Origin of the sequence: Pseudomonas sp. PMCC200344, from assembly GCF_030053095.1 — a bacterium.
In the GTDB taxonomy this organism is placed as follows: Bacteria; Pseudomonadota; Gammaproteobacteria; order Pseudomonadales; family Pseudomonadaceae; genus Aquipseudomonas; species Aquipseudomonas svalbardensis.
This window is the reverse complement of sequence record NZ_CP125618.1, coordinates 1,418,111-1,431,085: the sequence shown is the minus strand read 5'-3', so window position 1 is coordinate 1,431,085 and position 12,975 is coordinate 1,418,111. Positions and strand designations below refer to the sequence as shown.

General features: G+C 58.5%; 10 protein-coding genes and 2 tRNA genes. 7 read left to right on the top strand and 5 right to left on the bottom strand.

The window, feature by feature from the left end:
* Positions 1–2 precede the first annotated feature (2 nt).
* The gene (gene dinB / locus QFW87_RS06415; protein ID WP_283190075.1) at positions 3–1,064 is read right to left on the bottom strand and encodes a DNA polymerase IV; all 1,062 of its coding nucleotides are present in this window, start codon (positions 1,062–1,064) and stop codon (positions 3–5) included.
* A gap of 301 nt (positions 1,065–1,365) precedes the next feature.
* Here dinB and QFW87_RS06410 point away from each other — a divergent pair.
* From QFW87_RS06410 to QFW87_RS06395, 4 genes are all read left to right on the top strand, one after another.
* A tRNA-Met gene (locus tag QFW87_RS06410) sits at positions 1,366–1,442 on the top strand.
* Between the two features lie 232 nt (positions 1,443–1,674).
* Positions 1,675–1,751 (top strand) — tRNA-Met (locus tag QFW87_RS06405).
* Between the two features lie 278 nt (positions 1,752–2,029).
* Positions 2,030–4,672, top strand: coding sequence for a bifunctional lysylphosphatidylglycerol flippase/synthetase MprF (mprF, locus tag QFW87_RS06400; protein WP_283183253.1), 2,643 nt, complete (start codon positions 2,030–2,032; stop codon positions 4,670–4,672).
* Positions 4,672–5,967, top strand: coding sequence for an AcvB/VirJ family lysyl-phosphatidylglycerol hydrolase (locus tag QFW87_RS06395; RefSeq protein ID WP_283190074.1), 1,296 nt, complete (start codon positions 4,672–4,674; stop codon positions 5,965–5,967). Before mprF ends, QFW87_RS06395 begins: the two co-directional genes overlap by 1 nt.
* Positions 5,968–6,025: 58 nt before the next feature.
* Here the strand turns inward: QFW87_RS06395 and QFW87_RS06390 are convergent, their stop codons facing one another.
* Together QFW87_RS06390 and QFW87_RS06385 are read right to left on the bottom strand one after the other, a co-directional pair.
* Positions 6,026–6,313, bottom strand: a complete 288-nt coding sequence (locus tag QFW87_RS06390) for a type II toxin-antitoxin system RelE/ParE family toxin (RefSeq protein WP_111450975.1) — start codon at positions 6,311–6,313, stop codon at positions 6,026–6,028.
* Between the two features lie 11 nt (positions 6,314–6,324).
* The gene (locus QFW87_RS06385; protein WP_007904631.1) at positions 6,325–6,615 is read right to left on the bottom strand and encodes a Phd-YefM; all 291 of its coding nucleotides are present in this window, start codon (positions 6,613–6,615) and stop codon (positions 6,325–6,327) included.
* Between the two features lie 524 nt (positions 6,616–7,139).
* Here QFW87_RS06385 and QFW87_RS06380 point away from each other — a divergent pair.
* Complete coding sequence (locus QFW87_RS06380; RefSeq protein ID WP_283190073.1) at positions 7,140–7,454, top strand: DUF3077 domain-containing protein; 315 nt, start codon at positions 7,140–7,142, stop codon at positions 7,452–7,454.
* An 87-nt stretch (positions 7,455–7,541) separates the two neighbouring features.
* On the opposite strand, the gene QFW87_RS06375 is transcribed toward QFW87_RS06380, so the two are convergent.
* Positions 7,542–9,443 (bottom strand): potassium transporter Kup, encoded by a 1,902-nt coding sequence (locus QFW87_RS06375; protein WP_283183247.1) that lies wholly within the window; start codon positions 9,441–9,443, stop codon positions 7,542–7,544.
* A gap of 442 nt (positions 9,444–9,885) precedes the next feature.
* Between QFW87_RS06375 and rimO the strand changes: the two genes are divergently transcribed.
* Positions 9,886–11,223, top strand: coding sequence for a 30S ribosomal protein S12 methylthiotransferase RimO (rimO, locus tag QFW87_RS06370; protein WP_010462684.1), 1,338 nt, complete (start codon positions 9,886–9,888; stop codon positions 11,221–11,223).
* Positions 11,224–11,335: 112 nt separating this feature from the next.
* The gene (locus QFW87_RS06365; protein WP_008153969.1) at positions 11,336–11,809 is read left to right on the top strand and encodes a GNAT family N-acetyltransferase; all 474 of its coding nucleotides are present in this window, start codon (positions 11,336–11,338) and stop codon (positions 11,807–11,809) included.
* A 125-nt stretch (positions 11,810–11,934) separates the two neighbouring features.
* On the opposite strand, the gene QFW87_RS06360 is transcribed toward QFW87_RS06365, so the two are convergent.
* Entirely contained in the window at positions 11,935–12,864 is a 930-nt protein-coding gene (locus tag QFW87_RS06360; RefSeq protein WP_283188224.1) for a transposase, read from the bottom strand.
* Between the last annotated feature and the right edge of the window lie 111 nt (positions 12,865–12,975).

Below are 12,975 nucleotides of genomic sequence, written 5' to 3'. Positions count from 1 at the left end.
CACTACCGCTCAAACAACTCCATCTGCTCAAACCCGCCCCGCAAATCCTCCAGCCGCACCCCAATTCCCAACAACCGCACCGGTTTCCCGCCGCGATTGAACGCCTGGGTCAGCAACAACTGATAGCTCCCCAAATCCCGCCCTGCCCCAGCCTGCTCCAGAGTGGTCTGGGTGAAGTCATGGAATTTCACTTTGACGAACGGCTTGCCCGGTCGATAGCTGCTGTCGATACGCGCCATGCGGCCGGCCAGGGTCTCCAGTAACTCGGGTAATTTATCGAAGCAGCTCACCAGATCCGGCAGGTCCACGTCGTAGGTGTTTTCGACACTGATCGACTGCCGACGACTGTCGTTGTGCACCAACCGGTCATCGATCCCACGGGCCAGACTCCAGAGTCGCTCGCCGAAGCTGCCGAACTCGCGCACAAGCGCCAACTTGTCCCATTCGCGCAGATGTGAACAATCGACGATGCCAAGCCTGCCTAATTTGTCCGCGGTCACTTTGCCAACGCCGTGCAACTTGCTCACCGGCAAACCACTGACAAAATCCTCGACCTGATCCGGCGTAATGACGAACAAGCCATTGGGCTTCTTCCAGTCGCTGGCGATCTTGGCCAGAAACTTGTTCGGCGCAACGCCAGCCGAAACGGTGATGTGCAGCTGATTAGAGACGCGACGGCGAATGTCTTGGGCGATCCGCGTGGCACTGCCGCCGAAATGCGCACTGTCCGACACGTCGAGATAGGCCTCATCCAGCGAAAGCGGCTCGATCAAGTCGGTGTAATCGCGAAAGATCGTGTGAATTTCCTTAGAGGCTTCTCTATAGGCCTCCATGCGTGGCTTGACGATGGTCAGGTCCGGACACAGCTTCAAGGCATGCCCGGAAGACATGGCCGAGCGCACCCCATAAGCCCGCGCTTCATAATTGCAGGTAGCGATCACTCCACGCCGATCCGCCGAACCACCCACTGCCAAGGGTTTACCGGCCAGGCGCGGGTCGTCACGCATCTCGATGGCGGCGTAGAAGCAGTCACAATCGACGTGGATGATTTTTCTCTGCGTCATATAAAAGCAGTGTTCATGGTGAAGAAATGGCGTATTGGCGAGTCAGATCGGCAGTATCTCACTGACACCTGTATATAGCACCAGTACTCTGAATGTTCTTTTCCACCCGTAGGAAAAGTGCCAGATGAATTTATCTTCTCAATCGAAAAGCCTCACCCGATAGAGCTGAAAGCCTTGCCACACTGACCTTACAGCCAATCACCCAGTCCTATTTTCAAGCTAAGCGATTGAACGGGAAGAGGTTTTCTCTGGATTGAAGGTTGACAGCCCGCCGATCCTCTGTAGAATGCCGACACACAGACGCGGGATGGAGCAGTCTGGTAGCTCGTCGGGCTCATAACCCGAAGGTCGTCGGTTCAAATCCGGCTCCCGCAACCAAACATCAAAAAAGGCTACTCGAAAGAGTGGCCTTTTTTGTGCGCGTCTCTTTTGTAAATATGAGCATAGATACGAGCGGGTTACGTCTGACGGCGCAGAAACGAGAAATCGTTCTGATTCCGAAACTTAAGTCTCCCCCACGACCGTTCGCCACTCATTTACTCTTATTTGACCCTATACTGGATTAACGGTTGACACTCCGGCGTTCGCCTGTAGAATGCCGCCACACAGACGCGGGATGGAGCAGTCTGGTAGCTCGTCGGGCTCATAACCCGAAGGTCGTCGGTTCAAATCCGGCTCCCGCAACCAAACATCAAAAAAGGCTACTCGAAAGAGTGGCCTTTTTTGTATCTGTTGAAAAAGTCCTTTCGCAACAATGATCTGCCACTGTGTAGCGAGCCGTCCGGGATCACCCATGCTCTGAGCCCAGACGATGCTGAACCTCAGACAGAACCCTCTACGACTGATGACGTACCATCGCCGATACCCGGTGAGAGGCGTCAAAATTTGTGATTATTTTTTTCTACAGGGATTGGTAACTTGGCTGGATACCCCCATCCTGTCGCGCACAATCCAAGAGGTGATTGATGCGCGCCAACTCGTCTGATTCACAAGACACCGTCACAGCGACACAACCGATCAAAGCCGAGCGTCTGCGCTTGCTTGATCGAATCAGCAAATACCGCCAGCCCATCGGCCTGGCAGTCACTTTGCTGTTGTTCGCTATCGCGCTGATTGCCTGTCGCCACCTGCTGAGCGAACTCGATCTATACGCTCTGCACGACTCGATTCTCGACGTTCCGAAACCGGCATTATTGGGCGCGCTGGGCGCGACCGCGGTCGGTTTCATTATCCTGCTGGGCTACGAATGGTCGGCCAGCCGCTACGCAGGCGTGACACTGGCGCCACGAATCCTGGCTCTGGGTGGGTTCACCGCATTCGCCATCGGCAATGCCATTGGCCTTTCGATGCTCTCGGGGGGCTCGGTTCGCTATCGTTTATATGCACGTCATGGTCTGGGCGCTTCTGAAGTCGCGCACATGACGCTGTTCGCCAGCCTCTCGCTCGGCTGCGCCCTGCCCCCACTGGCCGCTCTCGCCACCCTCAGCAACCTGCCTGGCGCCTCTGCCGCCCTGGGTCTGTCCGAGACGTTGCTGGGTGCCATCGCCGTGGCCGTTTTGCTGCTCTTCAGCGTACTGGCCATCGGGATTTACCGCCGCCGCCTGCCAGAGCAACCTCACCCGGACAACCTGCTGGTCAAGGTCGGACGCCGCACCTTGCGCCTACCGGGCCGTCGCCTGACGTTCCTGCAACTGATCATCACGGCCCTGGACGTCGCCGCAGCAGCAACCGTGCTCTATCTGTTGCTGCCTGAAGCACCGCCCTTCGGCGCGTTCCTTCTGGTGTACCTGCTGGCACTGGCCGCCGGTGTGCTCAGCCATGTTCCCGGCGGGGTCGGGGTGTTCGAAGCGATTCTGCTGGCCGCCTTCTCCGACAAACTCGGCGCTGCGCCACTCGCTGCCGCCCTGCTGCTCTATCGCCTGATCTACGTGGTGCTGCCGTTGCTGGTGGCCTGCGTATTCCTGCTGATCAACGAAGGTCAGCGCCTGTTTCAATCGCGTCAGTCCTTAAGGGTGGCGTCCGGCCTGGCCGCGCCGATTCTGGCGGTGCTGGTATTTCTGTCCGGCGTGGTGTTGCTGTTCTCCGGCGTCACCCCGGAAATCGACACACGCCTGGAACACATCGGCTTTCTGATCCCGCATCGACTGGTCGACGCCTCGCACTTCGGGGCCAGCCTGATCGGCGTGCTCTGCTTGCTGCTGGCTCAAGGGCTGCGCCGCCGACTGTCGGCCGCCTGGATGCTGACCACCATCTTGTTGCTGGTCGCTGCCCTGCTCTCTCTGCTCAAGGGTTTCGACTGGGAAGAAGCCTGCTTGCTGACGCTGACTGCGAGCCTGCTGGGGGTTTTCCGCAGCTCGTTCTATCGCCCGAGCCGTCTGACCGAGGTGCCGTTCTCGCCACTGTATCTGGTGGCCAGCCTGTGCGTACTCGGTGCATCGATCTGGCTGTTGCTGTTCGCCTATCAGGACGTCCCGTACAGCCATCAGCTCTGGTGGCAGTTCACCCTCGACGCCGATGCCCCGCGTGGCTTGCGCTCGCTGCTCGGCGCCGCCGTGCTGCTGGTGGTGGTGTCCCTGACCTGGCTGCTGCGCACCGCACGCCCGGTGATCCATCTGCCAACGCCCGATGAACTGGGCCGCGCGATAAAGATCCTCATGGCCTCCGCACAACCGGATGGCGGCCTCGCCCTGACCGGTGACAAGGCGCTGCTGTTTCACCCCAATGACGAGGCGTTTCTGATGTACGCCCGCCGTGGTCGCAGCCTGGTGGCCTTGTATGACCCGATCGGTCCGACCCAGCAACGGGCCGAAATGATCTGGCAGTTCCGCGACCTCTGCGACATCCACCACGCCCGCCCTGTGTTCTATCAAGTGCGCGCCGAGAACCTGCCGTACTACATGGACATCGGCCTGACCGCGATCAAACTCGGCGAAGAAGCCCGGGTCGATCTGCTTCGCTTTGATCTCGAGGCCAAAGGCAAAGAGATGAAAGACCTGCGCTACACCTGGAACCGTGGCACTCGCGATGGCCTGTCGCTGGAGATCTTTGATCCCGGACAAGCGCCGATGGATGAGCTCAAGGTGATTTCCGATGCCTGGCTGACCGGCAAGAACGTGCGCGAGAAAGGCTTCTCCCTCGGCCGCTTCAGCGATGACTACCTCAAGCATTTTCGCGTCGCGGTGATTCGTTTCGAAGGGCGCCCGGTAGCGTTCGCCAACCTGCTCGAGACTTACGGCCATGACCTGGCCAGCCTCGACCTGATGCGCGCGCACCCGGACGCACCCAAGTTGACCATGGAGTTCATGATGGTCGGCCTGATTCAACATTATAAAAATCATGGGTACGCGCGCTTCAGCCTGGGCATGGTGCCGTTGTCGGGGTTGCAACCCCGACGTGGTGCACCACTGACCCAGCGTCTGGGCTCGATGGTTTTCCGCCGTGGTGAGCAGCTCTACAACTTTCAAGGCTTGCGCCGCTTCAAAGACAAATTCCAGCCTGACTGGGAACCCCGTTATATGGCCGTGCCCGCCGGACTCGATCCGCTGGTTGCCCTGGCCGACACTGCAGCCCTGATTGCGGGCGGCTTGACTGGATTGGTGAAACGCTAATGATTCAACGCTCCTTGCGGTACGTACTGGCCACACTGGTAGTGCTGGCCCTGATTCTCGGTGGCGGTTACTGGTACCTGAAACGCCCGGCACCCGAACCGATCCTCGAACAGTTGACGCCGGCCGATGGCGCCGCGATGACCCGCGTCATCCCCGGCAACACGCCACGCGCCCAGGTGCTGGTGGCGGTCAATGAAGACCAGAAGCTCAGCAACAAACAGTTGATGACCCTGAGCCGCACCGGTTCGGCGCAGATTGTTCAGGTGATCCTGCCCAAAGACTGCCTGTTGCAAAGTCGCGCCCTGCAATCGGCCCTCAGAGAACTCAAAGGCCCGGCGACCCTGGTCAGCGGCATCGGCCCTGGCGCCGTGCTGGCGTGGCGCTGGTTGTCCGAGCAGAAGGACGACAAGGCTCAAGCCATCTCGGTGGACCTGGCCCTGGAAAAACCCGGCTGCACACACCTGCTACCGAAAAGCGCCGCTCACGGCCACTGGCTGGTGGCCTGGAACGATAACCCGGACGACACCAGCGCCGGCTTCGTGCGCGACCAACCCAACGCCGAAACCAGCATCAGCGACTACGACATCAACCTGCCGCAAGTGCTGAACAACGAACTGCGCAAGATCCTCGTCGGTGGCGATAAAGCCGCTGGCGGCCTGCAGATCCCGGTAGTCGAAGTGCCCGCCGGCCAAGCCAAGGACACCGTGACCCTGTTCCTGTCCGGTGACGGCGGCTGGCGTGACCTGGACCGCGACGTCGCGGGCGAGATGGCGAAGCTCGGCTACCCGGTGGTCGGCATCGACACCTTGCGATACTACTGGCAGCACAAAAGCCCCGAGCAAAGCGCTCTGGACATCGCCGAGTTGATGCAGCACTACCGGCAGAAATGGGGCACCAAGCGCTTCATCCTGACCGGTTACTCGTTCGGCGCCGACGTCCTGCCCGCCATCTACAACCGCCTGGAGCCAGCGGAACAGCAACGGGTCGATGCGATCATCCTGCTGGCCTTCGCCCGCACCGGCAGCTTCGAAATCGAAGTCGAAGGCTGGCTCGGCAACGCCGGCAAAGAAGCCGCCACCGGCCCGGAAATGGCCAAGCTGCCGCCGGAGAAAGTGGTGTGCATCTACGGAGAAGAAGAGGTCGACGAGAGCGGCTGCACCGACAAGACCGCGGTGGGCGAGGCGATGAAATTGCCGGGTGGACACCACTTCGACGAGAACTACCCAGCGCTGGCCCAGCGGTTGGTGGAAGTGATCGAGAAGCGTCAAGCGAAGGAGACGGCGGCTCAGGAGTGATCTGAGTCCCGCCTACGAAAAAGCCCCCGCAGCCTTAAGGTTGCGGGGGCTTTTTTGGTTAGAGACGACGCTCTGCCGCGCCGTAGACCTCTTCGTCACGTCGAGCACCAACGGCAACGATCAATACCTGAATCGCCTTGCCATCGACTCGATAAACAATTCGCGTGTCGCCTGTTCGGATCCGTCTACAGCCTGCAAGACTGGCTCTTAGGGGCTTGCCGCTCTTGTCCGGCTCACCATTGATAATCCGCTCTTCGATAACATCAAGAATGCGGTTCGCCGCCACAGCTCCCAGCAGATCCAGATCCTTCTGGACCTCCGGATGATAGATAACGCCCCAAACCATCCACAGCTCCTTTAGTCTTTCCTGGCGTACCGCGCCCGCATATCGTCGTGGCTGACAGCCTTGGCCTGATCAAAACCGATCAGTCGCTCTCGAGCCGCTGCTTCAACCCGAAGGTCCTCAAGCTCGTCGAGCATTTCCTGATACGCATCGACATTGATAATGACCGCTGCTGGCTGATTATCCTTGAAAATGACCAGCCGCTCGGTGGCTCGGCTGGAAATCTCTTTGAGCCTTGCGCTGAACCCCCTGACCATTGCAGTCACCGATATCGCTTGGTCAGCACGCTCCAGTAATGCCGTCATACTCACCTCTCTACACAATCATGCAAATTTGAACACACAGTTCTACGCAGAGTATTGCGTCGAATTCGACATACAGCAAGCTGCAAAAAACGCGAACTGATCAACGTGCTTGTTTCACGCCTACAAAAATGAATCGAACAATTTGTATATCCTCTCGCCATGTTTAACTTCGTTTACTTAAGGTGTCGCAATATCGGATGACGCCCGCAGACCTTGTAGGCAAACTCCGAATCTCGCGTTTGGGCACTTTGATGCCTTGTTGCGCTTTTCTTCGACGGGATACTCTCCGGACGTCGCTGACCATTCAGCGATCGGGTGTGGTAACCCGGCGAAACCAGCGCAACAGCGCCTTCATCCCGAACACAGGCATTTTTTATGTCTGCGATCTCAAGTTATGGCGGCTGTGCGTGGGACGCCCTCGGGCGTGCCGGTTTCCTTGGTTCCCGGTTTACCACCCTGCGTACAGCTGCCTCCCTTTCGTGTGGTAACGGAAATGGCAGCTCCTCGAACCCAGGAATAAAACCATGACCAAAACAAATCCATCAGAACCAGACGAACTGAAAACCATCGGCCTCACCCCCTTCATCTACTGCTCAAACAAGGCACTGTTCCGTGTCAGTCGAGACGTCCCCCTCGGTGATGCGCTAGCCATGGCCTCTGATTTTCTGTTCCTTGCCAAGGAGCTGACTAAAGATACTGCCTACGCCCGCGACACCGACAGACACGCCTGGGCCGCGCATTACCTGACGGCAATGAGCAAGGCCGTAATTGATGATGTAGTGAAGGTACTGACGCCGCCACCTCCAGCTGCTCGGACAAAGGCCGAATCTAAAAAATAGCTGCCTGAGCGCAATTAAAGGCACCGAGACACCAGACACAAAAAAGCCCCCGCTACCACAATGGCAACGGGGGCTTTTTGTTGTGGCTTACATCTCTACCTGCGTCCCCAACTCAATCACCCGGTTCAACGGCAGATTGAAGAAGCGCAAATTGCCGTTGGCGTTCTGCAACATGAAGGCGAACAGCGTCTCACGCCAGCGGGCCATGCCTTCGAGTTTGGAAGCGATGACCGTCTCGCGGCTGAGGAAGTAAGTGGTACGCATAGGGCTGAAATCCAGATCATCGAGATGACACAGTTTCAGTGCTTGCGGCACGTCCGGCTCGTCGACGAAGCCAAAGTGCAGGATCACCCGGAAGAAACCTTCGCCGTAGGCATCGACCTCGAAACGCCGTGATGCTGGCACCCGCGGGATGTCTTCGTACACCACCGTCAGCAGCACCACTTGCTCGTGCAGTACCTGGTTGTGCAGCAGATTGTGCAACAGCGCGTGGGGCACGGCGTCCGGCCGCGCGGTCAGGAACACGGCAGTGCCCTGGACGCGATGCGGCGGTTGCACGGCGATGCTGCTGATGAAGATCGGCAGCGGCAAGCCACCCTCGTCGAGACGATCAACCAGCAATTGCTTGCCGCGTTTCCAGGTGGTCATCAGCACAAACAGCACGATACCGGCAATCACCGGGAACGCCCCGCCCTGAATGATTTTTGGCACGTTGGCAGCGAAGTACAGACCGTCCACCACCAGGAAACCGAGCAATAACGGAACCGCGAGGACCGGAGGCCATTTCCACAGCAGCAATATCACCGCCGACACCAGAATGGTGGTCATCAGCATCGTGCCCGTCACGGCCACGCCGTAAGCCGCAGCCAGCGCGCCGGAGGACTCGAAGCCCAGCACCAACAGGATTACGCCGACCATCAGCGCCCAGTTCACCGCGCCGATGTAGATCTGGCCTTGTTCGGCACTGGAGGTGTGCTGAATGTGCATGCGCGGTATGTAACCGAGCTGAATCGCCTGACGAGTCAGGGAGAACGCACCGGAAATCACCGCCTGAGAAGCAATGACTGTGGCCAGGGTCGACAACCCCACCAACGGAATCAGCGCCCAGCTCGGCGCCAGCAAGTAGAACGGGTTGCGAGCGGCTTCCGGATCACCGAGCAGCAACGCGCCTTGGCCGAAGTAGTTCAGCACCAGCGCCGGCAGCACGAGGATGAACCAGGCGCGTGCGATCGGCTTGCGACCGAAGTGGCCCATGTCGGCGTACAGCGCTTCGGCACCGGTCAGTGCCAGCACCACCGCGCCGAGGATCGCCACCCCCATGCCCGGGTGCACGATGAAGAAGCGCACGCCCCAGACCGGGTTCATCGCTTGCAACACTTCCGGGTGCTGCATGATGCCGTAGACACCCAGCGCCCCCAGCACGACAAACCAGGTCACCATGATCGGCCCGAACAGAATGCCTATCCGCGCAGTGCCGTGGCGCTGAATCAGGAACAGCGCCACCAGCACGATCAGCGACAGTGGCACCACCCAATGGTCTATACCCTCGAAAGCCAGCCCCAGGCCTTCAATGGCCGAGAGTACGGAAATCGCCGGCGTGATCATGCTGTCGCCATAGAACAACGCCGCGCCGATCAGCCCGCAGACCACCAGCAACGCGCGCAACTTCGGATGCCCGGCCGCAGCCCGCCGAGCCAGGGCGGTCAAGGCCATGATCCCGCCTTCGCCCTGGTTGTCGGCACGCAGCACGAACAGCACGTATTTGATTGAAACGACCCAGATCAGCGACCAGAAAATCAGCGCCAGAATCCCGAACACGCCGTCATGGTCGACCGGTACACCATAGTGACCGGAAAACACTTCTTTGAGGGTGTACAGCGGGCTCGTGCCGATATCGCCATAAACCACACCGACCGCCGCGACCAGCATGCCGATCGGCTTTGCCGCCGAATGCTCAGAGCCCGCTACCTGACTACTTGCCTGCCCCATCCAAAACTCCTACTACTCAGACCCGGACTTCTTATAAGAAGCACTATGCTTTGCCGTGCAGCATGCGCTGTTTTACTTGAGGTTACAGACGTTTTGTTGACTGTAAAAATTCGGTAAAGCGTAAAGGCACGAAGCATAGCGCAGCACTCGTCGTATTTCCCTGCATAAAGCTGGTCAAGTGCGCCTCTCATCGCTAGAATTGCGCACTTTTTGATCAGAGGCTAAGCGTCCTGCCTCGCTAATACTGCTGTTTTTTGACGGCGCCTGTTGTTGCCATGCTGCGTTGCCGCTTCTCGCCATAGCGAACTATGACTCGGCGCGGCGCCTTGCCTGGCAACAACAGTCACTCGTCAAAGCAGCGTATTCACGAGGCAGGACGCCAAGCGCCCGTCTGTCGCCTTGCCGTCTTCGGCTGGAGGCGTCACAAATACCGAGGTTAGACATGTCCACCACTCCTGCGCCGGCCAATCCAAAGGTTGGCTTCGTATCCCTGGGTTGCCCCAAAGCACTGGTCGACTCCGAGCGCATCCTTACCCAGCTGCGCATGGAAGGCTATGACGTTGTGTCCACTTACGAGGACGCTGACGTCGTGGTGGTCAACACCTGCGGCTTCATCGACTCGGCCAAGGCTGAGTCTCTGGAAGTGATCGGCGAAGCCATCAAGGAAAACGGCAAGGTCATCGTGACCGGCTGCATGGGCGTCGAAGAAGGCAACATTCGTAAAGTGCACCCAAGCGTGCTGGCCGTGACCGGTCCGCAGCAGTACGAGCAAGTGGTCAACGCCGTGCACGACGCCGTGCCACCGCGCCAGGATCACAACCCGCTGATCGACCTGGTTCCGCCGCAAGGCATCAAGCTGACCCCGCGCCACTACGCCTACCTGAAGATTTCCGAAGGCTGCAACCACAGCTGCAGCTTCTGCATCATCCCGTCGATGCGCGGCAAACTGGTCAGCCGCCCGGTCGGTGACGTGCTCGACGAAGCCCAGCGCCTGGTCAAGGCCGGCGTCAAAGAGCTGTTGGTGATCTCGCAAGACACCAGCGCCTACGGCGTCGACGTGAAATACCGCACCGGTTTCTGGAACGGAGCGCCGGTGAAAACCCGCATGACCGAACTCTGCGAAGCCCTGAGCACCCTCGGCGTCTGGGTTCGTCTGCACTATGTTTACCCGTATCCGCACGTCGACGAGCTGATTCCGCTGATGGCCGCCGGAAAAATCCTGCCGTACCTGGACATCCCGTTCCAGCACGCCAGCCCGAAAGTCCTGAAAGCGATGAAACGCCCGGCCTTCGAAGACAAGACCCTGGCCCGCATCAAGAACTGGCGCGAAATCTGCCCGGACCTGATCATCCGCTCGACCTTCATCGTCGGCTTCCCCGGCGAAACCGAAGAAGACTTCCAGTACCTGCTGAACTGGCTGACCGAAGCGCAACTCGATCGCGTCGGCTGCTTCCAATACTCGCCAGTCGAAGGCGCACCAGCCAACCTGCTGGACGCGGCCATCGTGCCGGACGACGTCAAGCAAGACCGCTGGGATCGCTTCATGGCGCACCAGCAAGCCATCAGCTCGGCACGCCTGCAAATGCGCGTCGGTCGTGAAATCGAAGTGCTGGTCGATGAAGTCGACGAGCAAGGCGCGGTTGGCCGCTGCTTCTTCGATGCCCCGGAAATTGACGGCAACGTGTTCATCGACAACGGCAGCAACCTGAAACCAGGCGATAAAGTCTGGTGCAAAGTGACTGACGCCGACGAATACGACCTGTGGGCTGAACAGATCTAAACGCAAAAAATACGAAAAGCCCTGCTCTCTTGACGAGATGCGGGGCTTTTTTACGTCTATCGTTTTGTGAGGAAAGGATTCGCATCATCAACTGCAAAAGGGGCAGCCGGCCATGCGCCAACATTCGGTCATCCACACGCCGAAACAGAGCGACTACGAAGAACTCACTCAAGTCTGGGAAGCCTCGGTGCGCGCCACTCATGACTTTCTGCCGGACAGCTACATCGAACTGCTGAAGAATCTGGTGCTGACGCGCTACCTCGATGCGGTGATGCTGATCTGCACCAAAGACCCGCGCCAGCGCATCACCGGGTTCGCCGGGGTCGCGGCGGGCAAGATCGAAATGCTCTTCATCGACCCGGCTCACCGCGGCCAGGGCCTGGGCAAGCAGTTGCTGCGCTACGCCATGGAACATCTGAATGCCGATGAACTGGACGTCAACGAACAGAACCCGCAAGCCCTGGGTTTCTACTTCAAACAGGGCTTCGAAGTGATCGGTCGTTCGGAAGTCGATGGCATGGGCCAGCCTTATCCGCTGCTGCACATGCGTTTGCGCCAAAACCAGCAACATTCGCGGCATGGCTGACACCACACAGAACAACTGTGGGAGCAACTGTCTTGGTGATCTTTATTTTGAAGGCATATTGATAGACAGCTGAATTCCCACAGCTTTACGCCATGCGATGCCCTACAGGAACACCGCGACCCGTTTTAGGCCAAGGGTTGTTTCCACTCAGTTCGGTCTCGGATCATGGCGTTCAGTCGTATCAGCAGCACGCGCATACAGGCGATGAGCGCTACTTTTGCGCATTTGCCCTTACGACGCAGTGCGTCATACCGCGCTTTGAACTCAGGCTGTCGCTGAATCACCACCCAGCACGCCATGTACATCGCGCGACGCGCAGCAAACCTGCCGCCGCTAATATGGCGCGGACCTTCATGCTTGCCGCTGTCATCGTTGTAGGGGGCTATGCCTGCCAGCGCTGCAATCTCGTGCCGTCCAACCTCGCCCAGCTCAGGCAAATAGGCCATTAAGCTGGCTGCCGTCACGAGCCCTATTCCCTTGACCGAGCACAAACGGGCTATTTTATCACTGTCCAGGTCTTGGGCACTTTGACGGATCAACTTCTCTATCGACTTTATTGCTTGGCATAAATAGTCGATATGCCTCTGCAGACAGGGTTTTACCCGGTCTACAGAGGCTGTTTTGAGGCGCCGAATATCATCGCTTTGCTGCTGAACAAAGTTTTCACGTTGCTGTACCAGCGCACGCAAATTGTCCTGTTCAGGGCTGGTGATGCGGTTGCTTGGCGACTTTATGACTTCTGCAAACTGCGCGAGAAGTCGCGCATCTATCGGGTCGGTTTTAGCGTGCTGCCCCATCGCCTTGGCAAAGTTCTTGGCGCGACGAGGGTTGATCCGCAAGACTTCGAAGCCCGCGGCCTGAAGCGCTTTCATGGCCTCTCGCTCATAGCCGCCGGTGGCTTCCAGCAATACGCGGTTGACCTGGTAGCGCTTTAACCAATCAATCAGCGCAAGGAAGTCACTGGCGGTATTGAGGTAACTTGCGCCAACGTCTTGCGGGTTAATCCGAACCTCAAGAGTATCTTTGGCAACGTCGATGCCTGCGCAGGAAAACATAGCTGAATCCTCTTACACTCAAAGGTGAGAGCACTCTGGCTGGGCACCACGCTTGTAAATGTTCGAGGTAGGCTCGTTCAACTGTTCGGGCTCAATAACCAGAGTGGAGAG

Bases quoted from the DNA above. Each gene is read 5' to 3' on its own strand.
- rimO (WP_010462684.1), top strand. From the start codon at position 9,886: ATGTCCACCACTCCTGCGCCGGCCAATCCAAAGGTTGGCTTCGTATCC.
- dinB (WP_283190075.1), bottom strand. From the start codon at position 1,064: ATGACGCAGAGAAAAATCATCCACGTCGATTGTGACTGCTTCTACGCC.
- QFW87_RS06365 (WP_008153969.1), top strand. From the start codon at position 11,336: ATGCGCCAACATTCGGTCATCCACACGCCGAAACAGAGCGACTACGAA.
- QFW87_RS06385 (WP_007904631.1), bottom strand. From the start codon at position 6,615: ATGACGGCATTACTGGAGCGTGCTGACCAAGCGATATCGGTGACTGCA.
- QFW87_RS06395 (WP_283190074.1), top strand. From the start codon at position 4,672: ATGATTCAACGCTCCTTGCGGTACGTACTGGCCACACTGGTAGTGCTG.
- QFW87_RS06375 (WP_283183247.1), bottom strand. From the start codon at position 9,443: ATGGGGCAGGCAAGTAGTCAGGTAGCGGGCTCTGAGCATTCGGCGGCA.
- mprF (WP_283183253.1), top strand. From the start codon at position 2,030: ATGCGCGCCAACTCGTCTGATTCACAAGACACCGTCACAGCGACACAA.
- QFW87_RS06360 (WP_283188224.1), bottom strand. From the start codon at position 12,864: ATGTTTTCCTGCGCAGGCATCGACGTTGCCAAAGATACTCTTGAGGTT.
- QFW87_RS06390 (WP_111450975.1), bottom strand. From the start codon at position 6,313: ATGGTTTGGGGCGTTATCTATCATCCGGAGGTCCAGAAGGATCTGGAT.
- QFW87_RS06380 (WP_283190073.1), top strand. From the start codon at position 7,140: ATGACCAAAACAAATCCATCAGAACCAGACGAACTGAAAACCATCGGC.